The sequence below is a fragment of the Pseudomonas sp. URMO17WK12:I6 genome, assembly GCF_003253625.1.
In the GTDB taxonomy this organism is placed as follows: Bacteria; Pseudomonadota; Gammaproteobacteria; order Pseudomonadales; family Pseudomonadaceae; genus Aquipseudomonas.
In genome coordinates this window covers 61,816-88,271 of the sequence record NZ_QKYZ01000001.1, presented here as the reverse complement: position 1 = coordinate 88,271, position 26,456 = coordinate 61,816, and the positions used below count along the sequence as shown (strand labels likewise).

23 protein-coding genes are annotated in these 26,456 nt (G+C 60.2%); 11 read left to right on the top strand and 12 right to left on the bottom strand.

The window, feature by feature from the left end:
• Nucleotides 1–99: 99 nt before the first annotated feature.
• The 5 genes from rarD to F475_RS00385 form a co-directional block, all read right to left on the bottom strand.
• A complete protein-coding gene (gene rarD / locus F475_RS00405; protein WP_018928812.1) occupies nucleotides 100–987 on the bottom strand; it encodes an EamA family transporter RarD in 888 nt (295 codons plus the stop codon).
• Nucleotides 988–1,163: 176 nt separating this feature from the next.
• A complete protein-coding gene (locus tag F475_RS00400) occupies nucleotides 1,164–2,138 on the bottom strand; it encodes a serine/threonine protein kinase (protein WP_111452930.1) in 975 nt (324 codons plus the stop codon).
• Nucleotides 2,139–2,301: 163 nt separating this feature from the next.
• On the bottom strand, nucleotides 2,302–4,203 hold the full coding sequence (locus F475_RS00395) for a PhoX family phosphatase (protein ID WP_096479453.1): 1,902 nt from the start codon (nucleotides 4,201–4,203) through the stop codon (nucleotides 2,302–2,304).
• A 72-nt stretch (nucleotides 4,204–4,275) separates the two neighbouring features.
• On the bottom strand, nucleotides 4,276–5,040 hold the full coding sequence (locus F475_RS00390) for a TOBE domain-containing protein (protein WP_018928815.1): 765 nt from the start codon (nucleotides 5,038–5,040) through the stop codon (nucleotides 4,276–4,278).
• Between the two features lie 63 nt (nucleotides 5,041–5,103).
• The gene (locus F475_RS00385; protein WP_111452929.1) at nucleotides 5,104–5,844 is read right to left on the bottom strand and encodes a ComF family protein; all 741 of its coding nucleotides are present in this window, start codon (nucleotides 5,842–5,844) and stop codon (nucleotides 5,104–5,106) included.
• Between the two features lie 90 nt (nucleotides 5,845–5,934).
• Here F475_RS00385 and bioB point away from each other — a divergent pair, with 90 nt between their 5' ends.
• The 10 genes from bioB to F475_RS00335 all read left to right on the top strand — a co-directional run bounded on the left by bioB (nucleotide 5,935) and on the right by F475_RS00335 (nucleotide 18,384).
• Nucleotides 5,935–6,990: a biotin synthase BioB gene (bioB, locus tag F475_RS00380; RefSeq protein WP_008008198.1), complete on the top strand. Its 1,056-nt coding sequence runs from the start codon at nucleotides 5,935–5,937 to the stop codon at nucleotides 6,988–6,990.
• 140 nt (nucleotides 6,991–7,130) lie between these two features.
• A complete protein-coding gene (gene bioF / locus F475_RS00375) occupies nucleotides 7,131–8,309 on the top strand; it encodes an 8-amino-7-oxononanoate synthase (RefSeq protein WP_111452928.1) in 1,179 nt (392 codons plus the stop codon).
• Nucleotides 8,302–9,033, top strand: a complete 732-nt coding sequence (locus F475_RS00370; RefSeq protein ID WP_111452927.1) for an alpha/beta fold hydrolase — start codon at nucleotides 8,302–8,304, stop codon at nucleotides 9,031–9,033. Before bioF ends, F475_RS00370 begins: the two co-directional genes overlap by 8 nt.
• A complete protein-coding gene (gene bioC, locus F475_RS00365) occupies nucleotides 9,026–9,838 on the top strand; it encodes a malonyl-ACP O-methyltransferase BioC (protein WP_111452926.1) in 813 nt (270 codons plus the stop codon). The genes F475_RS00370 and bioC overlap by 8 nt, the downstream gene beginning before the upstream one ends.
• A complete protein-coding gene (bioD, locus tag F475_RS00360; RefSeq protein WP_111452925.1) occupies nucleotides 9,835–10,515 on the top strand; it encodes a dethiobiotin synthase in 681 nt (226 codons plus the stop codon). The genes bioC and bioD overlap by 4 nt, the downstream gene beginning before the upstream one ends.
• Nucleotides 10,516–10,635: 120 nt before the next feature.
• Nucleotides 10,636–10,932, top strand: coding sequence for a hypothetical protein (locus tag F475_RS00355; RefSeq protein WP_018928821.1), 297 nt, complete (start codon nucleotides 10,636–10,638; stop codon nucleotides 10,930–10,932).
• Nucleotides 10,933–11,209: 277 nt separating this feature from the next.
• Nucleotides 11,210–13,015: a phenylacyl-CoA dehydrogenase gene (locus tag F475_RS00350; protein WP_007936490.1), complete on the top strand. Its 1,806-nt coding sequence runs from the start codon at nucleotides 11,210–11,212 to the stop codon at nucleotides 13,013–13,015.
• Nucleotides 13,016–13,241: 226 nt separating this feature from the next.
• Entirely contained in the window at nucleotides 13,242–14,531 is a 1,290-nt protein-coding gene (locus F475_RS00345; RefSeq protein WP_064620796.1) for a GGDEF domain-containing protein, read from the top strand.
• 90 nt (nucleotides 14,532–14,621) lie between these two features.
• On the top strand, nucleotides 14,622–16,418 hold the full coding sequence (locus F475_RS00340) for an acyl-CoA dehydrogenase C-terminal domain-containing protein (protein ID WP_064620793.1): 1,797 nt from the start codon (nucleotides 14,622–14,624) through the stop codon (nucleotides 16,416–16,418).
• Between the two features lie 187 nt (nucleotides 16,419–16,605).
• Nucleotides 16,606–18,384, top strand: coding sequence for an acyl-CoA dehydrogenase C-terminal domain-containing protein (locus tag F475_RS00335; RefSeq protein WP_018928824.1), 1,779 nt, complete (start codon nucleotides 16,606–16,608; stop codon nucleotides 18,382–18,384).
• A gap of 225 nt (nucleotides 18,385–18,609) precedes the next feature.
• Here the strand turns inward: F475_RS00335 and F475_RS00330 are convergent, their stop codons facing one another.
• A complete protein-coding gene (locus F475_RS00330; RefSeq protein WP_028940266.1) occupies nucleotides 18,610–19,530 on the bottom strand; it encodes a LysR family transcriptional regulator in 921 nt (306 codons plus the stop codon).
• 169 nt (nucleotides 19,531–19,699) lie between these two features.
• Here F475_RS00330 and F475_RS00325 point away from each other — a divergent pair, with 169 nt between their 5' ends.
• Nucleotides 19,700–20,983, top strand: coding sequence for an aspartate aminotransferase family protein (locus F475_RS00325; RefSeq protein ID WP_111452924.1), 1,284 nt, complete (start codon nucleotides 19,700–19,702; stop codon nucleotides 20,981–20,983).
• A 169-nt stretch (nucleotides 20,984–21,152) separates the two neighbouring features.
• Here the strand turns inward: F475_RS00325 and F475_RS00320 are convergent, their stop codons facing one another.
• From F475_RS00320 to pqqA, 6 genes are all read right to left on the bottom strand, one after another.
• Nucleotides 21,153–22,985 (bottom strand): S9 family peptidase, encoded by a 1,833-nt coding sequence (locus tag F475_RS00320; RefSeq protein ID WP_111452923.1) that lies wholly within the window; start codon nucleotides 22,983–22,985, stop codon nucleotides 21,153–21,155.
• Nucleotides 22,951–24,093 carry a pyrroloquinoline quinone biosynthesis protein PqqE gene (pqqE, locus tag F475_RS00315; RefSeq protein WP_168206208.1) on the bottom strand — a complete coding sequence of 381 codons (1,143 nt, stop codon included), beginning with the start codon at nucleotides 24,091–24,093 and terminating at the stop codon, nucleotides 22,951–22,953. The genes F475_RS00320 and pqqE overlap by 35 nt, the downstream gene beginning before the upstream one ends.
• Nucleotides 24,094–24,097: 4 nt before the next feature.
• Complete coding sequence (gene pqqD / locus F475_RS00310; RefSeq protein WP_018928829.1) at nucleotides 24,098–24,373, bottom strand: pyrroloquinoline quinone biosynthesis peptide chaperone PqqD; 276 nt, start codon at nucleotides 24,371–24,373, stop codon at nucleotides 24,098–24,100.
• The gene (gene pqqC / locus F475_RS00305; RefSeq protein WP_007936521.1) at nucleotides 24,370–25,122 is read right to left on the bottom strand and encodes a pyrroloquinoline-quinone synthase PqqC; all 753 of its coding nucleotides are present in this window, start codon (nucleotides 25,120–25,122) and stop codon (nucleotides 24,370–24,372) included. Before pqqC ends, pqqD begins: the two co-directional genes overlap by 4 nt.
• A gap of 127 nt (nucleotides 25,123–25,249) precedes the next feature.
• Nucleotides 25,250–26,161 carry a pyrroloquinoline quinone biosynthesis protein PqqB gene (gene pqqB, locus F475_RS00300; protein WP_018928830.1) on the bottom strand — a complete coding sequence of 304 codons (912 nt, stop codon included), beginning with the start codon at nucleotides 26,159–26,161 and terminating at the stop codon, nucleotides 25,250–25,252.
• Between the two features lie 84 nt (nucleotides 26,162–26,245).
• A complete protein-coding gene (gene pqqA, locus F475_RS00295; protein WP_009045898.1) occupies nucleotides 26,246–26,320 on the bottom strand; it encodes a pyrroloquinoline quinone precursor peptide PqqA in 75 nt (24 codons plus the stop codon).
• Nucleotides 26,321–26,456: the final 136 nt, after the last annotated feature.

Here is a 26,456-nt window from a genome sequence, read left to right as displayed (position 1 = left end):
CTTGCGCACAAACGCCGGGGATCACGTTGTGGATAACCTTGGGAAGGATGGATGCAGGCCACGGGAGACGTGGCCTGTAGAGATTTGTACGTTTTCTGATCAACTGCGGCGGCGCAGACTTATCCACGCGTCGACGCTGTAAACCGCCAGACCTGCCCAGATAAAGATGAACGCCACCAGCGTGCTGGACGACAAGTGTTCGCCAAACAGCAGTACGGCTTGCAACAGCACCAGCGTCGGCGCCAGGTACTGGAGAAATCCGAGGGTGGTGTAGGGCAAGTGCCGTGCGGCGGCGTTGAAACACACCAGCGGCACCAACGTCACCGGACCGGCGGCTACCAGCCACCAGGCTTCGGAGCTGGTCCAGAATGCGGCTTGCGCGCTGGTCGCCGTCGGATTGAACAGCAACCAGGCGACAGCAATCGGCACCAGCATCCAGGTTTCCACCACCAGCCCCGGCAACGCCTTGACCGGTGCCTGCTTGCGGATCAAACCGTAGAAGCCGAAGGTCAATGCCAGCACCAGCGACACCCACGGCAGGCTGCCGACCTGCCACACTTGCTGCGCGACACCGACCGCCGCCAGCCCCACCGCGATCCACTGCATGCGCCTTAGCCGTTCGCCGAGGATCAGCATCCCCAGCAGCACGTTTACCAACGGGTTGATGTAGTAACCGAGGCTGGCCTCAAGCATGCGTCCGTTGTTCACCGACCAGACGTAAGTCAGCCAGTTGGCCGCGATCAGCGTGCCGCTCAGGGCCAGGATCGCCAGCCGCCGTGGATTTTCACGCAGCTCACGCCACCAGCCGGGATGTTTCCAGACGAGCAACAGCAAGGCGCCGAACAACGCGGACCAAAGCACTCGGTGGATGATGATCTCCACGGCGGGCACGCTGGCGATGGCTTTGAAGTAGAGCGGGAAAAGTCCCCAGATGATGTAGGCACTCAGGCCCAGGATGTACCCGCGACGCAGGTTGGCGGCTTGCATGAGAATCCTTGCTTAGGCAGCTAACAAAGAAGGGATTGTATAGATGTGTGGCCTTTTTTGTAGGAGCGAGGCTTGCCCGCGAAGAACGATGACTCGGTATGTCAGGCAAACCGCATTATCGTTCTTCGCGGGCAAGTCGGATCGCCGCACCGCTCGCTCCTACAGGGACGCGGTGTTTAGAAGAGTTTCAATGGCTCTTCATTCAGTGCCGCCAATTGCTCACGCAACGCCAACACTTGATCGCCCCAATAGCGCTCGGTGCCGAACCACGGAAAGCTGCGAGGGAAGGCCGGGTCGTCCCAGCGACGGGCGAGCCAGGCGCTGTAGTGCATCAACCGCAAGGCGCGCAGCGGTTCGATCAGTGCCAGTTCCCGCGGGTCGAAGTCGTGGAATTCGCTGTAGCCGTCCATCAGTTCCGACAGTTGCCCCAGACATTCCTGACGGTCACCCGCCAGCATCATCCAGATATCCTGCACCGCCGGGCCCATGCGGCAGTCGTCGAGGTCGACGATGTGGAACATTTCATCGCGGCACATCATGTTGCCGGGGTGGCAATCGCCATGTATGCGGATGTTCTGGTGTGGCGTGGCCTGGTAGACCTCTTCCACGCGCTTGAGCAAGTCGCGGGCGACGGACTCGTAGGCCGGCAGCAGACTGCGCGGTACGAAATTGCCTTCGAGCAAGGTGGCCAATGAGTCGTGACCGAAGTTTTTCACCCCAAGCACTTCACGGTGTCCGAACGGTTTTGTAGCGCCGACCGCATGCAGACGACCCAGCAGTTGGCCCAGGCGATACAGCTGATCAAGGTTGCCCGGCTCCGGTGCGCGACCACCCCGGCGCGGGAACAGGGTGAAACGGAATCCGGCATGTTCGTGCAGGCTTTCATCGTTGTGGATCAGCGGCGGGACCACCGGTATATCGCACTCGGCGAGTTCGAAGGTGAATTGGTGTTCTTCGAGAATCGCTTCGTTGGTCCAGCGCAACGGACGGTAAAACTTGGCGATCAGCGGCTCGGAGTCTTCGATGCCGACCTGATAGACACGGTTCTCGTAGCTGTTGAGCGCCAGAATACGGGCGTCGCTGAGAAAGCCGATGCTTTCGACGGCATCGAGCACGAGGTCTGGGGTGAGGGTTTCAAACGGGTGGGCCATGCTGACTCCTGCGCGCGGCAGGCTGCCGCGTCCGGCCAAGCATGGTAGCGCAGACGGGGCCTCTTTAGGGGGTGGGCTTGAGGTAAGTGTGGTTTGGGCTGACGCTTTCGCGGGCAAGCCTTGCTCCTGCAGTAGGCGCTTGACTTGCCGCGAAGAGGCCCTGTCAGGCGCCGACGATTCCGCCATCCTCGCGGGTAATCGCCATCACCGAAGACCGCGGCTTGCCATTGGGCAGGTGTTCAGGGAATGTCGACCCGCCGTTTTCCCCCGGATGCTGAATCCCGACAAACAAGGTCTTCTGATCCGGCGAGAAGCTGATCCCCGTCACCTCACAGCCCACCGGCCCGACCATGAAACGGCGGATCTCACCGGTTGCCGGGTCGGCGCACAGCATCTGGTTATTGCCCATGCCCGCGAAGTCGCCCGCATTGCTCGTGTCGCCGTCGGTCAGAATCCACAAGCGTCCGGCCTTGTCGAAGCCCAGGCCGTCCGGGCTGTTGAACATGTTCTGCGGGGTGATGTTTGACGAGCCGGCCTTCGGCGTGCCGGCGTGGACGCCCGGGTTGCCGGCGACCACAAACAGGTCCCAGGCAAAGCTATTCGAACCGTGATCGTCGCGGTCGGTGCGCCAGCGCAGGATCTGCCCGTAGACGTTCTTCTCGCGTGGGTTCGGGCCGCCCACCGGTTGGCCTTCTTCGCCGCGCTTGGCGTTGTTGGTCAGGGTGCAATAAACTTGGCCGTCCTTGGGGCTGACGACGATCCATTCCGGGCGGTCCATGCGCGTGGCGCTCACCACACTGGCTGCGAGACGTGCATGAATCAGCACTTCGGCCTGATCGGCAAAGCCGCTGCTGGCGTCGATGCCGTTCTTGCCGTGGGTCAGTTCGATCCACTGACCCTGGCCTTTCGGATGATCGGCGTTGCCGTCGCCCGCATCGAAACGCGCCACGTACAAGGTGCCGTGGTCCAGCAGATCGCGGTTGGCTTTGGGGTTTTTGTGGTTGATCTTGTCGCGGCTGACGAATTTATAGATGAACTCGCCACGTTCGTCGTCGCCCATGTACACCACGGCGCGACCGTCGTTGGTTTCGGCCAGGGCAGCGTTTTCATGTTTGAAGCGGCCCAGCGCGGTGCGTTTGACCGGCGTCGATTGCGGATCGAACGGGTCGATTTCCACCACCCAGCCGTGGCGGTTGAGTTCGTTGGGATTTTTCGCCAGGTCGAAGCGTGGATCGTGTTGATGCCAGTTGATGTCTTTGCTGGTTGCCACTGCGCCGTAGCGTTTCTGCGCGGCGTCGAATTTTTGCTCGGCATTGCTGCTGCCGAAGCAGTCGGTGAAGTTCTCTTCGCAGGTCAGATAAGTGCCCCACGGCGTTTTGCCGTTGGCGCAATTCTGGAAGGTGCCGAGGACTTTCTTGCCGTGTTTGTCGGCACTGGTTTTCAGCAGGTCGTGACCCGCTGCGGGGCCGCTCAGTTTGATGGGCGCATTACCGTGAATGCGCCGGTTGTAGCGCGAGCCCTGGACGAACTGCCACTGGCCGTTCTTGCGCTGCACTTCGATCACTGACACGCCTTCGCAGGCCAGGGCCTTGCGCACATCTTCCGCCGATTGCGGCATGCCGCCGTGGGGGTAGAGGTAGCGGTAATTGGTGTATTCGTTGTTGATCGCCATCAACGCCCGGTCTTTGTCACCGGGGAATTCGAACAGGCTCATGCCGTCGTTGTTGTCGCCGAACTGGACTTCCTGCGCCTGGGCCGTGCCGTTACCGCTAGGGTCGAATGCCGGGCCATTCTTTTGCAGAGGCTGACCCCAGCTAATCAAAACCGAGGACTTGTAGCCCGGCGGCAGGGTGATGGTATCGGTGGTGGCGGCGGCAATGCTGTCGAAGCCCAACAGCTTGCTGGAACCGGCGCTGACGCTGGCGGCCAGCACGCTGCGACTCAGCAGGTTGCCACCGAGAAACATCGCCGCACCGCAGAGGGCGCCGGCGCTGATGAAGCCACGACGGCTGAGGCCGACCATTTTTTCGAGGTCGGTGGGTTGGTTGTCTTCTAATAGGCTCACATCAGGCTCCCTGCGGGTTTTTGCAGCCACCTTAAGGGCGGTTGATGAAGCTTTTGTTGCAGCGCCTGCAGGCTAGAGCGGTGTACCCAGCAGGATGTTCGATGGCGCGAACTGCACCTGCACCGGTTTACCGGCGGCAAGCCCGAGGTTTTTCAGGTGCAGCGGCTCGGCCAGGGCGCAAAGTGTCTGGCCATTGGGCAGGCCGATGCGCACTTCGCTGGGGCTGTCTTCAGCGTCGAGGATTTCTTCGATCGTGCCCTTCAGGCAATTGTTGCCATGTGTTGCAGCTTGATCGATGCCAAGCAGTTCCAGCCAACCGGCCTTGATCAGTGCGACCACTTCGGTACCCGTTTCCAGCTCCAGGCGCAGGGTGCTGTCGTGAGTGATCTGCGCGTCAATGAGCAAGCCTTCGGCCAGTTCAAGGCGGATCCGGTCGTTGCGCCCCTGTGCATCGATCGCCACGACCTTGCCGTGCAATTGATTGCGCGCGCTGGTTCTGAGCATCAGCCGACCGAGCAAGTCCAGGTCGCTGGCCTCTTCGGCGGCTTCCAGAACCTGAGCCTGCAACGCTTGCAGCTTTTGATACAGGCGCAACACGCGCTCGCCTTCGCTGGACAATTTGGCGCCACCGCCGCCCTTGCCACCAACGCTGCGCTCCACCAGTGGTTTCTGCGCGAGGTTGTTCAGCTCGTCGATGGCGTCCCACGCGGCCTTGTAACTCAGGCCGGCGCTTTTTGCGGCGCGGGTGATCGAGCCCTGTTCGGCGATGTGTTGCAGCAACGCGATGCGCTGCGGACGACGGACAATGTGCTGGGACAACAACGTAGGCAAGGACATGGCAAGGCGCTTTGGGCTGTGGCGATGGATGGGACGTTGGCGACTTGGCGTGCGGGAGTCAAGTCAGGCCCCATCGCCAGGTTTGGGGGTACGGGCCAGGCAGTAGACGTCGACCCGCGTCGCCCCCGCCACCATCAACAGCCGGGCCAGGGCCTGTGCGGTGGCGCCGGTGGTCAGCACATCGTCCACCAGTGCGAAGTGGCGACCTTTGACCGAAGCCTTGGGCGCCAGGGCGAAGGCGTGGCGCAGGTTCTTTTTACGTGCGTCGGCATTAAGGTCTTGTTGCGCACTGGTGTCCTGAGTCCTCACCAATAGCGTTTCATCGCAAGGAATATCGAGGCCGGCGCTGAGCCAGCGGGCGAGCATCGCCGCCTGGTTGAAACCCCGCTGGCGCAGCCGCTTGGGGGCCAGCGGTACCGGTATCAGCGCGTCGGGCCGATCCAGATCTTCATCGAAGCGATGTTGCAGGAACTGAGCAAGAAGTTCGGCGAGCAGGCGGCCAAACGGCCATTTTGCGCTGTGCTTGAAGCGGGTGATCAAACTGTCGACGGGAAAGCTGTAAGTCCAGGGCGCGGCGACTCGCTCGAAGGCTGGCGGTTGTTTCAGGCATTGGCCGCACGTCAGACCGGTGGCGGGCAAGGGCAGGGCGCAGGTGTGGCATTGGTCGTCCAGCCAGGGCAGCTCGGTTTCGCAGGCCATGCAGATCGGTATGGTGTCGTCCGCGGCCTCTGAGCAGAGCAAACAGGGTTGTTTGTTTTTTAACCAGATGTAAACCGGTCCTTCGTATCGTGGTTGACAGTGCATGAGTCTTCCTTAAATATGCCGAACATCCGTGTCGCGTCTGTGGGTATTCCATTCCCCAGTCGCTTGCCAAGCATAACCAAGGAATCGCCCATGAGCGCCAGCACCACTGCCACCCTGCGTCACGACTGGTCTTTGGCTGAAGTCAAAGCACTCTTCGTTCAGCCATTCAATGACCTGCTGTTCCAGGCGCAGACGGTGCACCGCGCGCATTTCGATGCCAATCGCGTCCAGGTTTCCACCCTGCTGTCGATCAAGACCGGCGCGTGCCCTGAAGATTGCAAATATTGTCCGCAGTCGGGTCACTACAACACTGGCCTGGAAAAAGAAAAGCTGATGGAAGTGCAGAAGGTCCTCGAAGAGGCTGCTCGCGCCAAGGCCATCGGTTCGACCCGTTTCTGCATGGGCGCGGCGTGGAAACACCCGTCGGCCAAAGACATGCCTTACGTGCTGGAGATGGTCAAAGGCGTGAAAGCCATGGGCCTGGAAACCTGCATGACCCTTGGTCGTCTCGATCAGGACCAGACCGTCGCCCTGGCCGAAGCCGGCCTGGACTACTACAACCACAACCTCGACACCTCGCCGGAGTTCTACGGCAGCATCATCACCACCCGCACTTACAGCGAGCGCCTGCAAACCCTGGCCTACGTGCGTGATTCGGGGATGAAGATCTGCTCCGGCGGCATTCTCGGCATGGGCGAGTCCCTCGACGACCGCGCCAACCTGCTGATCCAGCTGGCCAACCTGCCAGAGCATCCAGAGTCGGTGCCGATCAACATGTTGGTGAAAGTCGCCGGCACGCCACTGGAAAATGCCGACGACGTCGATCCGTTCGACTTCATCCGCATGCTCGCCGTTGCACGCATCCTGATGCCGAAATCCCACGTACGCCTGTCCGCCGGTCGCGAAGCGATGAACGAGCAGATGCAGGCCCTGGCGTTCTTTGCCGGCGCCAACTCGATTTTCTACGGCGAAAAACTGCTGACCACCGCCAACCCGCAGGCAGACAAGGACATGCAACTGTTCTCGCGTCTGGGCATCCTGCCGGAAGCCCGCGAAGAGCACGCCGACGAAGTGCATCAGGCCGCCATCGAACAGGCACTGGTGGAGCAGAAGAGCAGCGAGCAGTTCTATAACGCTGCTGTTTAACCACGTTCAGGCTTTTCTGTAGGAGCTGCCGAAAGCTGCGATCTTTTCTGGATCGAAGCTGATACGGGCAAGATCAAAAGATCGCAGCCTTCGGCAGCTCCTACAGATGTTCGTGCCTCTCTTCTACTCGCGAGGTCTGCATGTCTTTCGATCTCAGCGCGCGCCTTGCTGCCCGTCGTGCCGAAAACCTTTATCGCCAGCGCCCGCTTCTTGAAAGCCCTCAAGGCCCGGAAGTGGTGGTCGATGGTCAGCCATTGCTGGCATTCTGTAACAACGATTACCTGGGCCTGGCCAATCACCCGCAAGTGATCGAAGCCTGGCGCGCCGGCGCGTCTCGTTGGGGCGTGGGCGGTGGTGCTTCGCATCTGGTGATTGGCCACAGCGGCCCGCATCACGCGCTGGAAGAAGCCCTTGCCGAATTCACCGGCCGCCCGCGCGCACTGCTGTTCACCACCGGCTACATGGCCAACCTCGGCGCGGTCACCGCATTGGTCGGGCAAGGCGATACGGTGCTGGAAGACCGGCTCAATCACGCGTCGTTGCTGGATGCCGGTTTGCTGTCCGGTGCGCGTTTCAATCGCTATCTGCATAACGATGCGGCCAGTCTGGCCAACCGCCTTGAGAAGGCCACCGGCAATACGCTGGTGGTCACCGACGGCGTGTTCAGCATGGACGGTGACATCGCCGATCTGCCGGCGCTGGCGCGGGAAGCCAAGGCCAAAGGTGCCTGGTTGATGGTCGATGACGCTCACGGCTTTGGTCCGCTGGGCGCCAATGGCGGTGGGGCCGTCGAGCATTTCGGCCTGAGTCAGGAGGACGTGCCGGTGTTGGTTGGCACCCTCGGCAAGGCGTTCGGTACGGCCGGTGCTTTTGTGGCTGGCAGTGAGGAGTTGATCGAGAGCCTGATCCAGTTCGCTCGCCCCTACATCTACACCACCAGCCAGCCGCCGGCACTGGCCTGCGCGACGCTTAAAAGCCTGGAATTGTTGCGCAGCGAACACTGGCGACGTGAGCATTTGCAGGCGCTGATTCGCCAGTTCCGCCAAGGCGCCGAGCAGATTGGCCTGGAGTTGATGGACAGCTTCACGCCGATCCAGCCGATCATGATTGGCGATGCCGGGCGTGCGGTCCGGCTGTCGCAGATGCTGCGTGAGCGTGGCCTGATGGTGACCGCGATCCGTCCACCGACCGTGCCCGCCGGCAGCGCCCGCTTGCGTGTGACCTTGACCGCCGCCCACAGCGAGGCGCAGGTGCAGCTATTGTTAAATGGACTGGCCGATTGCTTTCAACAACTGGGACCGGAGCCAAGCCATGCGTGATCGTCTGATTCTGCTGCCGGGCTGGGGTCTCGGGATTTCTCCGCTGGAACCCTTGGCGGCTGCCTTGCAAGGCCTGGATGAGCATCTGCGCGTCGAAATCGAACCACTGCCGGAACTGGAGTCGAGCGACCTTGAAGAATGGCTCGATGAACTGGATTCGACGCTGCCCCAGGATGCCTGGCTAGGTGGTTGGTCATTGGGCGGCATGCTGGCATCCGAATTGGCGGCGAAGCGTGGTGACCGTTGCTGCGGTTTGGTGACTCTGGCGAGTAACCCTTCTTTTGTCGCCCATGAGCAGTGGTCGAGCGCGATGCCCGGCGAGACCTTCGACGCGTTTCTGGCCGGTTGCAAAGCCGACCCGGGCATAACGTTGAAACGTTTCTCGCTGCTGTGCACCCAAGGTGCCGCAGACCCGCGCGGGCTATCGCGGCTGTTGCTCGCTGGCGCACCGCTTTCGTCTCCATCGGTGCTGATGAGCGGCCTGGAGTTGCTTGCACAGCTGGATACCCGGCAAGCGTTGCAGGCGTTTCGCGGTCCGCAATTGCACTTGTTCGGTGGTCTCGACGGATTGGTCCCGGCCGAAGCGGCGGGGGATTTGCTGGCGCTGCTGCCGGATGTCGAAATCGGTCTGATTGAACAGGCCAGCCACGCGTTTCTTCTGGAAGACCCCCACGGTGTGGCGGGGGCGATTCAGGCCTTTTTGCATGAGTCCGGTGATGACTGATTTGTCCTTTCCCAACCTGCCCGGCGGCTTGCCCGATAAACGCCAGGTAGCGGCGTCCTTTTCCCGAGCGGCGGCGAGCTACGACAGCGTGGCCGAATTGCAGCGCGACGTTGGTAATCAGTTGTTGAGTCGGTTGCCGGAGGATTTCGTCCCTGCTCGTTGGCTGGACATGGGTTGCGGCACCGGATATTTCAGCCGCGCCCTCGGGGCGCGTTTTCCTGCCGGCAACGGGCTGGCCCTTGATATCGCAGAGGGGATGCTCAATCACGCCCGTCCCTTGGGCGGCGCCAACCATTTCATCGCCAGTGATGCCGAACGCTTGCCGTTGCAGGATTCGACCTGCGACCTGGTCTTCTCCAGCCTGGCGGTGCAGTGGTGCGCGGATTTCGCCTCGGTGCTCAACGAAGCGTATCGGGTGCTGAAGCCGGGCGGTATTTTCGCGTTTGCTAGTCTGTGTGTAGGCACGCTGTACGAATTGCGCGACAGCTGGCGTCAGGTGGATGGCATGGTGCACGTCAACCGCTTCCGCGAGTTCGGTGTTTACCAGCAGCTTTGCGCGGACAGTGGCTTGAAGGTCATCAGTCTTGAAACACATCCACATGTGTTGCATTACCCCGATGTCCGCAGCCTGACCCATGAGCTCAAGGCACTCGGGGCGCATAACCTGAACCCCGGTCGGCCGGGCGGTTTGACCGGCAGGGCGCGAATCCTCGGCTTGATCGAGGCTTACGAGCAGTTTCGTCAGGCACAGGGACTGCCGGCGACTTATCAAGTGGTTTACGCCGTGCTGGAGAAACCCTTATGAGCGCAGCCTATTTCATCACCGGTACTGACACCGATGTCGGCAAGACCACCGTCGCCGCAGGTTTGCTGCATGCCGCGCGATTGTCAGGCTTGAGCACAGCGGCGGGTAAGCCGGTAGCCTCCGGGTGTGAGCTGACGCCCAAGGGATTACGCAACGCCGACGCACTGGCACTGCTGTCCGAATGCTCGATACCGTTGACCTACGATCAGGTCAATCCGGTCGCGTTCGAGCCGGCGATCGCACCGCATCTGGCGGCGCGGGAGGCTGGCGTGGCGCTGACCGTGCAATCGTTGCTGGCACCAATGCGGCAGGTTCTGGATCTGCAGGCGGACTTCACCTTGATCGAAGGCGCTGGCGGCTGGCGAGTGCCGTTGGCGGATCAAGACAATCTGTCAGACCTGGCCATGGCGCTGGATCTGCCGGTAATCCTGGTGGTTGGTGTGCGCCTGGGCTGCATCAACCATGCGCTGCTGACGGCTGAGGCAATTGCTCGGGATGGTTTGCAGTTGGCGGGGTGGGTGGCGAACATCATCGATCCGAAGACCTCGCGCCTGGAAGAAAACCTGGCGACGCTGGCCGAGCGCATTCCCGCGCCGTGCCTGGGGCGGGTGCCGAAACTCAAGTCGGTGACGGCCGAAGCGGTGGCCGAACATCTACAGCTGGATCTGCTGGACTGACGTTTCTGGCGTGGGTTTTACCTATGATAAGGCACTGTGCCATTAGTGTTTTTGTCGGGCCTTTTAGCGGCGTGTCTGGTTCAATGGCCGCTGTTGATCCTTTGTAGGACGAGTTCTCCCATGGAAATCTCAGGAAACACCGCTTTCTATGCCGGTCTGAGCACTATTCAGACAGGGCAGAGCCGCGTCGATCAGGCTTCGGGACAGATCGCCAACAACACCATCGAGCGTTCGGTCACCAGTCAGTCCTCCGAGGTTCAGGTCGATCGTTTGCGCTCGGTAGACCGCAGCCAGCAATCGGATCTGGCCAGCAATGTGGTCGAGATGTCTCAAGGCAAGTTCCAGGTGGAACTTGGCGTCAAAGTCGCCAAGGCCTCCGATGAAATGCTCGGTACGTTGATCGATACCTTCGCCTGATTCCTCACTGAATTCACTACCCCAGCGCCGCGCCTGTTCGCGGCGTTTTTCTGCGTAAGTCCTTCTCCCTCAACTAATCTCTCCTACATGACGTGTTGCTCAATCAACGACGTTGCGCCACTGCGCGCCCAAGATTTTCATAGATCGAAGACGAACGGCAAAAGATCGGCGCTTGACAAGGTTTGGGCGTAAACGTATGTTTCAAACAACTGTTTGACCGTCACAACAAATCACCACGGTCGTTCATTCCCGGTTACATCAGCAGAGGTTTATCGCTATGCCTGACTACAAGGCCCCCTTGCGTGATATTCGCTTCGTTCGTGACGAACTGCTCGGCTACGAAGCGCACTATCAGAGCCTTCCGGCTTGCCAGGACGCAACTCCGGACATGGTTGACGCCATTCTCGAAGAAGGCGCCAAGTTTTGTGAGCAGGTGCTGGCTCCGCTGAACCGCGTGGGTGACACCGAAGGCTGCACCTGGAGCGAGTCGGGCGTTAAAACCCCGACCGGTTTCAAAGAAGCCTACAAGCAATTCGTCGAAGGCGGCTGGCCTAGCCTGGCCCACGATGTAGAGCACGGCGGCCAGGGCCTGCCGGAGTCTCTGGGCCTGGCTGTCAGCGAAATGGTTGGCGAGGCCAACTGGTCGTGGGGCATGTACCCAGGCCTGTCCCATGGCGCGATGAACACTATTTCCGAGCACGGCACGCCTGAGCAGCAAGAGGCTTACCTGACCAAACTGGTTTCCGGCGAATGGACCGGCACCATGTGCCTGACCGAACCGCACTGCGGCACTGACCTGGGCATGTTGCGCACCAAGGCCGAACCTCAGGCCGACGGCTCCTACAAAGTGTCCGGCACCAAGATCTTCATCTCGGCCGGTGAGCACGACATGGCCGACAACATCGTCCACATCGTTCTGGCACGTCTGCCGGACGCACCTGCCGGCACCAAAGGCATCTCGCTGTTCATCGTGCCGAAATTCCTGCCGAACGCAGATGGCTCGATCGGCGCGCGCAACGCTGTGAGCTGCGGTTCCCTGGAACACAAGATGGGCATCCACGGCAACGCCACCTGCGTGATGAACTTCGACGCGGCCACCGGTTACCTGATCGGCCCGGCGAACAAAGGCCTGAACTGCATGTTCACCTTTATGAACACCGCACGTCTGGGTACCGCGCTGCAAGGTCTGGCACACGCCGAGATCGGCTTCCAGGGCGGCCTGAAATACGCTCGCGATCGCCTGCAAATGCGCTCCCTGACTGGCCCGAAAGCGCCGGACAAAGCCGCTGACCCGATCATCGTTCACCCTGATGTTCGTCGCATGCTGTTGACCATGAAGGCGTTCGCCGAAGGCAACCGTGCGATGGTTTACTTCACCGCCAAGCAAGTCGACATCGTCAAATACGGCGTCGATGAAGAAGAGAAGAAGAAAGCCGACGCATTGCTGGCCTTCATGACGCCGATCGCCAAAGCCTTCATGACTGAAGTCGGTTTCGAATCCGCCAACCACGGCGTGCAGATCTACGGTGGCCACGGTTTCATCGCCGAGTGGGGCATGGAGCAGAACGTTCGCGACAGCCGTATTTCGATGCTGTACGAAGGCACCACCGGCATCCAGGCACTCGACCTGCTGGGCCGTAAAGTGCTGATGACTCAAGGCGAAGCGCTCAAGGGCTTCACCAAGATCGTCCACAAGTTCTGCCAGAGCAACGAAGGCAATGACGCGGTCAAAGAGTTCGTCGAGCCATTGGCTGCGCTGAACAAAGAATGGGGCGAGCTGACCATGAAGGTCGGTATGGCGGCCATGAAAGATCGCGAAGAAGTCGGCGCAGCATCCGTGGACTACCTGATGTACTCCGGTTACGCCTGCCTGGCCTACTTCTGGGCTGACATGGCGCGTCTGGCGGCCGAGAAACTGGCTGCCGGTACCACCGAAGAGGCGTTCTACACCGCCAAGCTGCAGACTGCGCGCTTCTACTTCCAGCGCATCCTGCCGCGTACCCGCACTCACGTTGCAACCATGCTGTCGGGCGCCAACAACCTGATGGACATGAAAGAAGAAGACTTCGCACTGGGTTACTAAGCCCTACGCAGTCTCTTCACAAAGCCGCTGCTTCCTCGGAAGCAGCGGCTTTTTTATGCCTGACGCAAACGATCACGTCTTTAAATATTCCTGACTAAAACGCTAAGAAGAACGACTTTGCTGCCGTTAAAGAGGCTGCGATGTGACGCCTGTCACGTTGCACGTGCTTAGCTGCGCCAAATGCAGGCACAATGCCATCTTTGTTTGCCGGGTCGGAGCTTTACCCTTGCCGCGTTCTTCCGCTGTACGTTTCAGCCATTTTTTGCCATCGCTGCTGTTGTTGCTCGCGGGGCTTGCGGCTGCCTACGTCAAGGATCTCAACGTCTTCTTCACTTCGCTGTTCAACGTGCTGCCCACTCTGGTGCTGTTGCTCGGCGGTGCGTATTGCGCGGTTTATCGACGTCAGCGTGAACTGTTTCTGATGGTCACGGTGTACATCGCCTACTTCCTGCTCGACACCCAGACCGACTATTACCGCGACAACGGCAAGGTTCGTGAAGACGCCGCGGTGGTGTTCCATCTGTGCTGTCTGTTGTTGCCGTTGCTGTTTGGCTTGTTCGCTGCCTGGCAAGAGCGTACTCACCTGTTCCAGGACATGGTGGCGCGTTTCGCTGTGTTGCTGGCGTTCGGCAGTGTGGCGCTGGGGCTGGAGCAAAGTTACCCACAGGCGCTGCTGATGTGGCTGTCGGAGATCCGCTGGCCGGCGTTGCATGGTGCGTGGATGAGCCTGATCCAATTGTCTTATCCCGTGTTCCTCGCCTCGTTCCTGTTATTGGCCTGGCAATACTGGCGCAACCCAAGACCCTTGCACGCTGCGCAATTGGTGGGGCTGTTGGGATTGTTCTGGATGTTGCCGAAAACCTTCATCCTGCCCTTCACCCTCAACATCATGTGCAGCCAGGTGATGTTGATGATTGCCGCCGCGGTTGCCCATGAGGCCTATCAGATGGCTTTCCGCGACGAACTCACCGGCCTGCCGGGGCGCCGCGCCCTGAACGAGCGCATGCAACGGCTGGGGCGCAATTACGTGCTGGCGATGAGCGACGTCGATCACTTCAAGAAATTCAACGACACCCACGGCCACGATGTCGGCGATCAAGTGTTGCGTCTGGTCGCCAGCAAGCTGTCGAAAATCAGTGGTGGCGGTAGGGCATATCGCTACGGCGGTGAGGAATTTGCCTTGGTGTTCGCAGGCAAGACCCTCGAAGAGTGCATGCCGCATCTGGAGGTCATCCGCGAATCCATTGCCACTTACAACATCCAGCTGCGCAATCAGGACAGCCGTCCCCAGGATGACCAGCAGGGACGCCAGCGTCGCGCGGGTTCGGGTGCCTCGAGTGTTTCGGTCACCGTCAGCATCGGCGTCGCCGAACGCCTGGAACAACGCACCCCCGAAGAAGTGCTCAAATCCGCCGACCAGGCGCTCTACAGCGCCAAGGGGGCGGGGCGAAACTGTGTGATGGCCTTCGGTCAGAACCGCCGTGGCGCAGTGCGCATGGACGCCGCTGCGGGTTGAGTGATGATGGCGCATTCAGCGTCTGGACTGTGATTGTGAGGTGTGATGCACGGCAGTAGGTTTGGGCCATCTGCTGCCGGAGAAATGAACATGCCCGAGTACAAAGCTCCCCTGCGCGACATGCGCTTTCTGATCGATCACGTGTTTGATTTTCACAGCAACTACGCCGCGCTGGGGGCCACCGATGCCAGCCCGGACATGGTCAATGCGATTCTCGAAGAAGGCGCGAAATTCTGTGAGAACGTTCTCGCACCGCTGAACCGCAGCGGCGACGAAGAAGGCTGCCATTTCGACAACGGTGTGGTCACAACGCCTACAGGCTTCAAGCAAGCATTCGCACAATACGTGGAAGGCGGCTGGCATGGTCTGGCGGCGGACCCGGCTTACGGCGGCCAGGGCTTGCCAAGTTCCTTGGGGCTGGTCATCAGCGAAATGGTCGGCTCCAGTAACACGTCCTGGGGCATGTACCCCGGCCTGACCCACGGTGCGATGTCGGCCATCCATGCCCATGGCACTGAAGAACAGAAACAGACCTACCTGAGCAAGCTCACCGCAGGCCAATGGACCGGCACCATGTGCCTGACCGAAGCCCATTGCGGCACCGATCTGGGCATCATCAAGACCCGCGCCGTGCCTCAGGCCGATGGCAGTTACGCGATCTCTGGCAGCAAGATATTCATCTCCGCCGGTGAGCACGACATGAGTGACAACATCATTCATCTGGTGCTGGCCAAACTGCCGGACGCGCCAGCGGGGACCAAAGGTATTTCGCTGTTTATCGTGCCCAAATTCCTACCCAATGCCGAGGGCGAGGCAGGCGAGCGCAACGGCGTTTCCTGCGGCTCGATCGAACACAAAATGGGCATCAAGGCCTCGGCCACCTGCGTGCTGAATTTCGACGATGCCAAGGGCTTCTTGATCGGTGAGCCGAATAAGGGCCTGAACTGCATGTTCACCATGATGAACCACGCGCGGCTCGGCACCGGCATGCAAGGTTTGTGTCTGGGGGAGGCGAGCTTCCAGGGGGCGGTCAAATACGCCAACGACCGTCTGCAAATGCGCTCGCTGACCGGCCCGAAAGCCCCGGAAAAACCTGCCGACCCGATCATCGTGCATCCCGATGTGCGCAGGATGTTGTTGACCATGAAGGCCTTCAATGAAGGCAACCGGGCGCTGACTTACTTCACCGCACAGTTGCTGGACGCTGCGCACCTGAGCCCGGATGAAACGGCGCGTCAGGACGCCGAGGATTTGCTGGCGTTCCTCACACCGATCTGCAAAGCCTTCATGACCGACACCGGGCTGGAGGTGACCAACCTCGGCATGCAGGTGTTTGGCGGCCACGGTTTCATTCGTGAGTGGGGCATGGAGCAGTTGGTTCGCGACTGCCGGATCGCGCCGATCTATGAAGGCACCAACGGCATTCAGGCGCTGGATCTGCTTGGGCGCAAAGTCCTTGGCAGTCAGGGAAAACTGCTGCGCGGCTTCACTAAAATCGTCCACAAGTTCTGTGCGGCAAACGCTGAGCACCCGCAACTCGGCGGTTATGTGGCGCAACTCAACGATCTGAATCAGCAGTGGGGTGAATTGACCACCAGGATCGGCATGGCTGCGATGAAAAATCCGGATGAGGTCGGCGCCGCCTCGGTGGATTACCTGATGTACTGCGGCTATATCATCCTCGGCTACCTGTGGCTACGCATGGCGCTGGTGGCTCAGTCGCAGTTGGAGGCGGGCAGCGGTGATGCCGATTATTGCCGAGGCAAGCTGGCGACCAGCGAGTTTTACTTCAAGCGCTTACTGCCGCGTACGGCTGCTCATCGGGCGGCCATCGAGGCGGGTAGCGACTGTTTGATGAAGTTGCCGGCGGAGTTGTTTGCACTTTAATCATTCAAATCGGCCATAAAGAAGCCCGCCTTGCTGCGGGCTTCTTTATGAAGAACAGGTCGGTGACTAAAAATAACAAATCGGTCATGGGCTGACCCTATGTGTCGTAAAAGTTGTTGAGGTACACTCGGACACAGCGAAATCACTATTCCTACGAACCACCTGTTTAGATCTTGCGAGGTTTGCCATGGCTGACTACAAAGCGCCCCTGCGCGATATGCGCTTCGTCCTCAATGAAGTTTTCGAGGTCGCCAAACTCTGGGCCGAACTGCCTGCGCTCGCCGAGACCGTCGATGCTGAAACCGTCGAAGCCATTCTGGAAGAAGCCGGCAAGGTCACCAGCAAAAGCATCGCGCCCCTGAGCCGTGCGGCTGACGAAGAAGGTTGCCACTGGGCCGACGGTGCCGTCACCACCCCGGCCGGTTTCCCACAGGCGTATCAGACCTACGCTGAAGGCGGTTGGGTCGGTGTCGGTGGCGATCCAACCTACGGCGGCATGGGCATGCCCAAGGCGGTTTCGGCGCAGGTCGAAGAAATGGTCAACTCCGCCAGCCTGTCGTTCGGTCTGTATCCGATGCTGACCGCCGGCGCCTGCCTGTCGATCAACGCCCACGCCAGCGAAGAGCTGAAAGCCGCGTACCTGCCGAACATGTACGCCGGTGTCTGGGCCGGTTCCATGTGCCTGACCGAGCCGCACGCCGGTACTGATCTGGGGATTATCCGCACCAAGGCCGAACCTCAGGCTGACGGTTCCTACAAGGTCAGCGGCACCAAGATCTTCATCACCGGCGGCGAGCACGACCTGACCGAAAACATCATCCACCTGGTATTGGCCAAACTGCCAGACGCGCCAGCAGGGCCGAAAGGTATTTCGCTGTTCCTGGTGCCGAAGTTCATGGTCAATGCCGATGGCAGCCTCGGTGCGCGCAACCCGGCGACCTGTGGTTCGATCGAACACAAGATGGGTATCCAGGCGTCTGCGACCTGCGTGATGAACTTCGACGAAGCCGTGGGTTACCTGGTCGGCGAGCCGAACAAAGGCCTGGCGGCGATGTTCACCATGATGAACTACGAGCGTCTGGGTGTCGGCATCCAGGGCCTGGCCTCGGGTGAACGTTCCTACCAGAACGCCATTGAATACGCTCGCGACCGCCTGCAGAGCCGTTCGCCGACCGGCGCGCAGAACAAGGACAAAGTGGCTGACCCGATCATCGTCCACCCTGACGTGCGTCGCATGCTGCTGACCATGAAAGCCTCGAACGAAGGCGGCCGTGCATTTTCCACTTACGTGGCGATGCAACTGGACACCGCCAAGTTCAGCGAAGACGCCACCACCCGCAAGCGCGCAGAAGACCTGGTCGCACTGTTGACGCCTGTTGCCAAGGCATTCCTGACCGATTTGGGGCTTGAAACCACAGTTCATGGCCAGCAGATTTTTGGCGGCCACGGCTACATCCGTGAGTGGGGCCAGGAGCAACTGGTTCGTGACGTGCGTATCACGCAGATCTACGAAGGCACCAATGGTATTCAGGCGCTGGACCTTGTCGGGCGCAAGATCGTCGGCAGCGGCGGGGCATTCTACAAACTGTTCGCTGACGAGATTCGTCATTTCACCGCGACGGCCAGTGCTGATTTGGCGGAGTTCACCAAACCGCTGAACGATGCAGTGGGCACCCTCGACGATCTGACCGCATGGCTGCTGGACCGGGCGAAAAACAACCCGAACGAAATCGGCGCTGCTTCGGTCGAGTATCTACAAGCATTCGGTTACACCGCCTATGCCTACATGTGGGCACTGATGGCCAAGGCAGCCTTCGGCAAAGAAGCGCAGGACGATTTCTACGCGAGCAAACTGGGTACGGCGCGGTTCTATTTCGCTCGTCTGCTGCCACGTATTCACTCGTTGAGCGCGTCGGTAAAGGCGGGAAGCGAATCGTTGTTCCTGTTGGACGCAGGACAGTTCTGACTCTGTAACGTCATGTAAGCATTCTCTTACATGACGTGCTGCTGTTTTCCCATATGCGCAGATTGGATCCAGAGCTAATCTACTTCACATGGACGTCGCGCAGGAAGCGCAAAGCAACAACACGGACACGTAGGATTCTGCCAGGACGGCGGAGTGAAATGGATGTCAGGGAAACAGTCTGCAAAGCCCCGCTTCGGCGGGGTTTTCTTTTGCCTGCAAAAAAGTTCAGCTCAACCCATCCAGGGCCGTCGGGCTACGCAAGTGTTCATCCATCACCTCTTCCAGCAATGTCCGCAACAACGCCAGCGAAGCCTGTTGCCGCTGCACATCCCGACACACCAACCCCACTTTCAGCGGCACCCGCGGCTCACTCAGTGGTTTCCACAGCAACTCTTGGTCGCCATGGGTCTTTTGCGAGCGTCCGGGCAGCACAGTCGCCAGCCGCGTGTGCGGCAGGCTGTCGAGAATCCCCGCCATGTTGTTCAGCTCGGCCTGCACCTGCGGCCGGCGCCCAAGACTGGCCAGTTGTGCCTGCCAGATCTGCCGCACCTGGAACTCTTCACCCAACAGCAACATGGGCAACTCGGCCGCCTGGCTCATGGAGACCTTCTTGAATTCGCGCAACGGATGGTCCGCCGGGATGACAAGGGTCAGCTCATCTTCGTACAACGGCACGCCGTGCAAACCCGGCTGACGGGGCGGCAGGTAACTGATCCCGATGTCCAGCGAACCATTGAGTAGTCGCCGCTCGATTTCCAGGCCGGTCAGTTCATAGATCTGCACCACCAGATGCGGCTGTGCCTTGCGCACGCGTTCGAGCATTTGCGGCACCAGGCTGGAGTGGACGGTCTGCAGTACGCCAATGGCCAAGGTTCGCAGCGCCTTGCCCTTGAAATTGCCCAAGGCTTCGCGCGCGCGTTGCAAGCCATCGAGCAAGGGCAGGGCATGGTTGTACAACGTGTGGGCCGCCAGGGTTGGCAGCAGACGCTTGCTGCTGCGTTCGAACAGGCTTACATCGAGGTTCTGTTCGAGTTGGCGGATCTGCTGAGACAACGCAGGCTGGGAGATAGAAAGCCGCTCGGCGGCCCGACCGACGTGGCCCTCTTCGTAGACCGCGACGAAATAACGCAGTTGCTTGAAATCCATAACTAACACTTATCGAAAATGCTGAGAAATCGAAATGGCTCAGTGCCTTGTCTACGCCTAGTCTAACCGTATTCACAAGGCTTACAGGGCCATAAAGCACGATGAATACCGTTTACAGCGATGGTGTTTACATAGGCAAGGCAAAAAACCTCGGACGAGGTTTTATCCGATGAATCTGTTCAACCTGCGACGCAAGCCACCGAGCCTTGATGACCTGGCGATGGACACTTCCCTGCCGGCCAGAAGCGACAACTTTTCCAGCGAGTGCCTGATGCCCAGTGTCGAACGACCGAAACAGATTTTCGTGCGTGGCCAAGGCTCCTGGTTGTGGGACAGCGATAACCGCGCTTACCTGGATTTCTCACAGGGTGGCGGCGCCAATAGCCTCGGACATAGCCCTTCAGCACTGGTCAAAGCGATTTCGGAGCAGGCTCAGTCGCTGATCAATCCGGGTTTCGGACTGCACAACCGCGGCATGCTCAACCTCGCCGACCGGCTCTGCGCCAGTACCGGCAGTGACCAGGCGTACCTGCTCAACAGTGGCAGCGAAGCCTGTGAAGCGGCGATCAAACTGGCGCGCAAATGGGGCCAGCAACATCGTGGCGGCGCTTCGCGGATCATTGTGGCCAGCAAAGGCTGTCATGGCCGTAGCCTGGGGACGATTTCTGCGTCGGACAGTTCGAATCTGATCAACCGATTCGAGCCACAGTTGCCGGGCTTCAGCCATGTCCCGTTCAATGACCTGCCCGCCTTGCATGCGGCCGTGGATGCCCAGACGGTCGCGATCATGCTCGAACCGATCCAGAGCGAGGCCGGGGTGATTCCCGCTACCGAGCACTACCTCAAGGGCGTCGAGCGCTTGTGTCGTGAGCTTGGCATTCTGCTGATATTTGACGAAGTGCAAACCGGCGTCGGTCGCTGCGGCACATTGCTTGCCGAACAGTCCTACGGTGTGCGGGCAGATATCGTGGTGCTCGGCAAAGGGCTCGGTGGTGGCGTGCCATTGGCGGCATTGTTGGCGCGAGGCAAGGCCTGTTGTCTCGAAATCGGCGAAATGAGCGGCACTCATCATGGCAATGCGTTGATGAGTGCCGCCGGGCTTGTCGTGCTCGACAGCGTGCAGGACAAGGGCTTTATCGATCATATGCGGGAAACCGCTCAGCATCTGGGCGAAGGCCTGAGTCGTCTGGCCCATCGCTATGGTCACGGCGAATTGCGTGGGCAAGGGCTGCTCTGGGGGCTCGATCTGTCCGACGATTCGGCCGACGCCGTAGTCAAGGCTGCGTTGTACGAAGGCTTGCTGCTCAATGCGCCGCAAGCCGATTGCCTGCGCTTTACCCCGGCCCTTACGGTCAGCAAGGCCAATATCGACGAAATGCTCCTGCGTCTGGCCCGCGCCTTCTCCCGCGTGCGCACCGCGCAACTGCAGTGCCGCAAAGGTATTGCTGTCTGATCAGACCCGCCCTACACGAATTTCCGAACCGTCTCGCGGTATAACGCAGCGCCCCACGTTTGATTCTTTTCGCGTGGGGCGTTTTTTTGTCTCTGCGGTTTGCCGAAGACATTTCAGTGCTTGAGCGATAGCAGGATCAATGGTTGCCCGCGAATGGGGCGCTACGATTTCAGTCCGCCAACTCCATCACCCGCCGATAAAACATCCATTCCTGCTCCAGCACATGGGCCTGGTTGCCGGCCTTGCGAAAGCCATGGCGTTCGTCGGCGTAGTAATGCGCTTCGACCAGAATGCCGTTGTCCTGTAATGCCTTGACCATGTCGCGGGTCTGTTGCGGCACCACCACGGCGTCCAGTTCACCCTGAAAGAAGATCATTGGAACGCTAATGTTGTTCGCGTGCAGCAGCGGCGTGCGCGCGGCGTAGCGTTCAGCGTCCTCTACCGGGTCTCCGATCAACCAGTCCAGATAATCGCTTTCGAACTTGTGCGTGACGCGGCCCAGCGCAACGGGATCGCTGACGCCATACAGGCTGGCGCCCGCACGAAAGACCTTGTGAAAGGCCAATGCGCACAATGCGGTGTACCCGCCGGCGCTGCCACCACGGATAAACGCTTTATCGCCGTCGATCAGTCCGCGCCCGGCCAGGTAGCCGACCACTGCGCAGGCATCTTCCACGTCCACCTTGCCCCAGCTCAAATGCAGCGCCTGGCGATAAGCACGGCCGTAGCCGCTGCTGCCTCGGTAGTTGAGATCGGCCACGGCGAAGCCGCGTTGTGCCCAATACTGGATTCGCGGGTCGAACATCGGGTAGCAGGCCGAAGTCGGGCCGCCGTGAATGAACACCACCAAGGGCGGTTTCGTATCGTCGTTCATTGCCGGGTAGAAGAACCCATGGGCCTCGCCCGAACCGCTCGGATAACGCAGGGTTTGCGGGCGGCTGATCTGATCGGCCGGCAGGGGGACAACACCACCGGCGAGGGTCTTCACCTGTCGGGTCTTGCGGTCAATGGCAATCACCGACGCCGAACTGACTGGTGAAGCAGCGATGCAGTAGATGAACTGTTCATCCTGTGCGAGATGGCGGAAGCGGCTGTAGTCGCCCGTGAAATCCTCACGGGAGCCATCGCCATGACAAAGCCCCAGTCGCCCAAAACCCTCTTCGGTCCAACTGGCCAGATAAGTGTCTTCGCTCAACGGTAACCAGGTGCAACCACCCAATTGCCAGGGCGCCGGTCCATGGTCGGCAGCAGTGCTCGGGAGTGGGCTCAGTCCTTCTGTCGACTCCACCCACGGCTGCCAGAAACCGCCGCGATCAGTCAGACAATACAGACGGCCGCTGTCATCGAATCCCGGTTGTTGCAGTGACTCCTGAGCACCGTCACCGGCCACACAACGCGGCTGCGCAAAGGTGTGATCGCGCTGGCGTTCGGCAACCATCAGGCGTGTTGCGGTCCAGGGCTGATCCGGGCGATTCCACTCGATCCAGGCCAGACGTCGACCGTCAGGACTAAAGGTCGGTGCCGCGTAGAAATCAGCGCCTTCGGCCAGCAGATGGCGTCGGCCATCTGCCAGATCGATCGCCACCAGGCGATGCCGATCGCGGTTTTCTTCCACCGCCAGCACTTGCCCGTTGGCGAAGTGCAGATCGCCGTACCGGCATTCACTTGAAGTCAGCACCTCAGGCGTCTCATCGCTCAGCGATTGCCGATACAGCTGCTGATCGGCCTCGTTGACGAACACCAGCCCGTCATCGGTCAGACAAAACGCGCCACCGCCATATTCGTACACCCGGCTGCGCACACTGAACGTGGGTGGCGTCAGGCAATGGGCCTGACCGTCGCGCCACTGCCAGACTCGGCAGGCAGCATCTTCGGGGCGGTACTCGTTCCAGAACAGGCCATGTGGCCCGACCTGCAACTCGGCGAAGTCGATGCCGGCCGCGACGGCCCTGGCGGCGCTCAAGGGTTCAGCTTTTGGCGATGAGGCGTGAGTTTCGTTCATTGCGAAAGGCCAGTTGTTCGATGGTCTGGGTCGCGTGCTCGGCTTCTTCGCGGGCCTTGAGGATCACGCCGTGATGTTTCGACTTGCTGCACACCGGGTCGGCATTGCTCGCGTCACCCGTGAGCATGAACGCCTGGCAACGGCAGCCGCCGAAGTCCTTTTCTTTCTCGTCGCAGGAGCGGCACGGCTCGGGCATCCAGTCGTAACCGCGAAAGCGGTTGAAGCCGAACGAGTCGTACCAGATGTGCTGCATGCTGTGGTCGCGCACGTTGGGAAACTGCACCGGCAGCTGTCGGGCGCCATGACAGGGCAGGGCGGTTCCGTCTGGTGTGACCGTCAGAAAAATACTGCCCCAGCCATTCATGCAGGCTTTCGGACGCTCTTCGTAATAGTCCGGCGTCACGAAAATCAGCTTGCACGGATGCCCTTCGGCTTCCAGTTTCGCGCGGTATTCGTTGGTGATGCGTTCGGCGCGAACCAATTGTTCCTTGGTCGGTAGCAGGCCGACCCGATTGAGCTGAGCCCAACCATAGAACTGGCACGTCGCGAGTTCGACGAAGTCTGCCTCAAGGGCAATGCACAGCTCGATGATCCGGTCGATTTTGTCGATGTTGTGCCGATGGGTGACGAAGTTCAGCACCATCGGATAGCCGTGCGCCTTCACCGCACGGGCCATTTCGAGTTTTTGCGCGAAGGCCTTTTTCGAGCCGGCCAGCAGGTTGTTCACCTGCTCGTCGCTGGCCTGGAAGCTGATCTGGATGTGGTCCAGGCCGGCCTTTTTGAAGTCGCTGATTTTCTGCTCGGTGAGGCCGATGCCGGAGGTGATCAGGTTGGTGTAGAACCCCAGTTTGCGCGCCTCAGCGATCAACTCGGCGAGGTCCTGGCGCACCAGCGGTTCACCACCGGAAAAGCCCAACTGCGCCGCGCCCATTTCCCGGGCTTCGCGAAAGACCTTGATCCACTGCTCGGTGGTCAACTCCCGGCCTTGCTCGGCGAAATCCAGCGGATTGGAGCAGTACGGGCATTGCAACGGGCAGCGATAGGTCAGCTCGGCCAGCAGCCAAAGGGGCAGGCCGATTTCGGGCTTGGGCGGTAACTTGCCTGACACGGAATCAGGCAAGTTCGATCCAGTGCTGAGCACGGGCGACCTCCATGAATTGCTCGATGTCGTCACCGAGCTCGGGCACGCCGGGGAACTGTTTGTCGAGCTCGGCGATGATGGCCGCGACATCTCGCTGGCCATCGATCAAGCCGCCGATCAGCGCGGCGCTCTCATTGAGTTTGATCATGCCTTCGGGGTAGAGCAATACATGGCCCTTTTGCGCCGGTTCGTACTGGAAACGGTAGCCGGGACGCCAGGTCGGGGTTTTGCTGCGATCAAAACTCATAAGGTGATTCCTTTATGCCAGACCCGCTGTTCGGTCACGCTGTGGTACGGCGGGCGGTTCAGTTCGTAGGCCATGCTCATGGCATCGAGCATGCTCCAAAGAATGTCCAGTTTGAACTGGAGAATTTCCAGCATGCGCTCCTGGCCTTCCCGCGTAGTGTAATGCTGCAACGTGATTGCCAGACCGTGCTCCACATCCCGGCGAGCCTGGCCCAGGCGTGTACGGAAATATTCGTAACCGGCCGGGTCGATCCACGGGTAATGCTGCGGCCAACTGTCGAGGCGCGATTGGTGGATTTGCGGCGCAAACAGTTCGGTCAATGAGCTGCTGGCGGCTTCCTGCCAACGGGCCCGGCGGGCGAAGTTGACGTAGGCATCCACGGCGAAACGCACGCCGGGCAGCACCAGTTCTTGGGAGCGCAACTGATCCGGGTCGAGGCCGACCGCTTGCCCAAGACGCAACCAGGCTTCGATACCGCCGTCTTCACCGGGGGCGCCGTCATGGTCCAGCAGGCGCTGAATCCACTCGCGACGAATCTCGCGGTCCGGGCAGTTGGCCAGGATCGCGGCGTCCTTGAGCGGGATGTTCACCTGATAGTAAAAGCGGTTGGCGACCCAGCCCTGGATCTGCTCGCGGGTCGCCCGGCCTTCATACATCGCCACGTGATACGGGTGATAGATGTGGTAGTAGGCGCCCTTGGCGCGCAGGGCCGCTTCGAATTCGGCGGGGGACATTGGGGTGTCAGTCATTGCGGTTCTCCGGGAACAACCGGTGGATTCTTTGGTGTCTGGTCTGACGCCTTCGCGGGCAGGCCTGCTCCCACAGAGATAGCGCTATCCCTGTGGGAGCGTGGCTGGCCCGCGAAGAGGCCATCCGCTACAGCACAATACTCATGCCGTCATAAGCCACTTCAACTTCACGACGGGCCAGCTCCGCACGCTCTGGCGAATCCTCATCGAGAATCGGGTTGGTGTTGTTGATGTGGATAAGCACTTTGCGCTGCTTGGGCAGTTGTTCCAGCACTTCGAGCATGCCGCCGGGGCCGTTCTGCGCCAGATGGCCCATTTCCCGACCCGTGCGCGTGCCGACACCACGGCGCTGCATTTCGTCGTCGTCCCACATCGTACCGTCTACCAACAGACAATCGCTGCTGGCCATGATCTTCAGCAGCGGAGCATCGACCTTGCCCAGGCCCGGTGCGTAGAACAGTTTACCGCCGGTGCTCAGGTCTTCGACGATCAGGCCGATGTTGTCGCCCGGATGCGGGTCAAAGCGGTGCGGCGAGTAGGGTGGGGCGGCGCTGCGCAGAGGCAGTGGGGTGAAGCGCAGATTCGGGCAGGCCGGGACGGTGAAGCTCTGATCGAGTTCGATACGGTTCCAGTTCAACCCGCCGTTCCAGTGGGTCAGCATGGTGAACAACGGGAACCCGGTGCTCAGGTCTTCATGGACCATGTCGGTGCACCAGACCTGATGCGGGCAGCCTTCGCGCAAGCTGAGCAGGCCGGTGGTGTGGTCGATCTGGCTGTCCATCAGGATGATTGCGCTGATGCCGGTATCTCGCAGCGCGCGTCCCGGCTGCATCGGCGCGAAACTCTGGAGCTGGGCGCGGATGTCCGGCGAAGCATTGCACAGCACCCAGTTCACGCCATCATCGGAAATCGCGATGGACGACTGGGTACGCGCTTCGGCCCGCAGGCTGCCGTCGCGAAAACCTGCGCAGTTCGCGCAGTTGCAGTTCCACTGGGGGAAACCGCCGCCGGCGGCGGAACCTAGAATCTGGACAAACATGGCCGCTCCATCATTGAAAACTGAAAATAAAAACGCCCCGGCAAGCCGAGGCGTAGCACTGCATTCTCTACCAAACGGCAGAGCTTAGCGGCTTGCGAAGTACATGGTGACTTCGAAGCCGATACGCAGGTCGGTGTAAGCAGGTTTGGACCAGGACATAGAAGCGCTCCTTCAGGTGGATGGGACAGTTGAGACCTACACATATAGTCCACCTCCAGCCGGAGATGTTCAGATAGTTAGGTGGCTATGTTACTCAAAATTACAGAGTGATTGGCTGCGAATCTTTGAGAAAGCT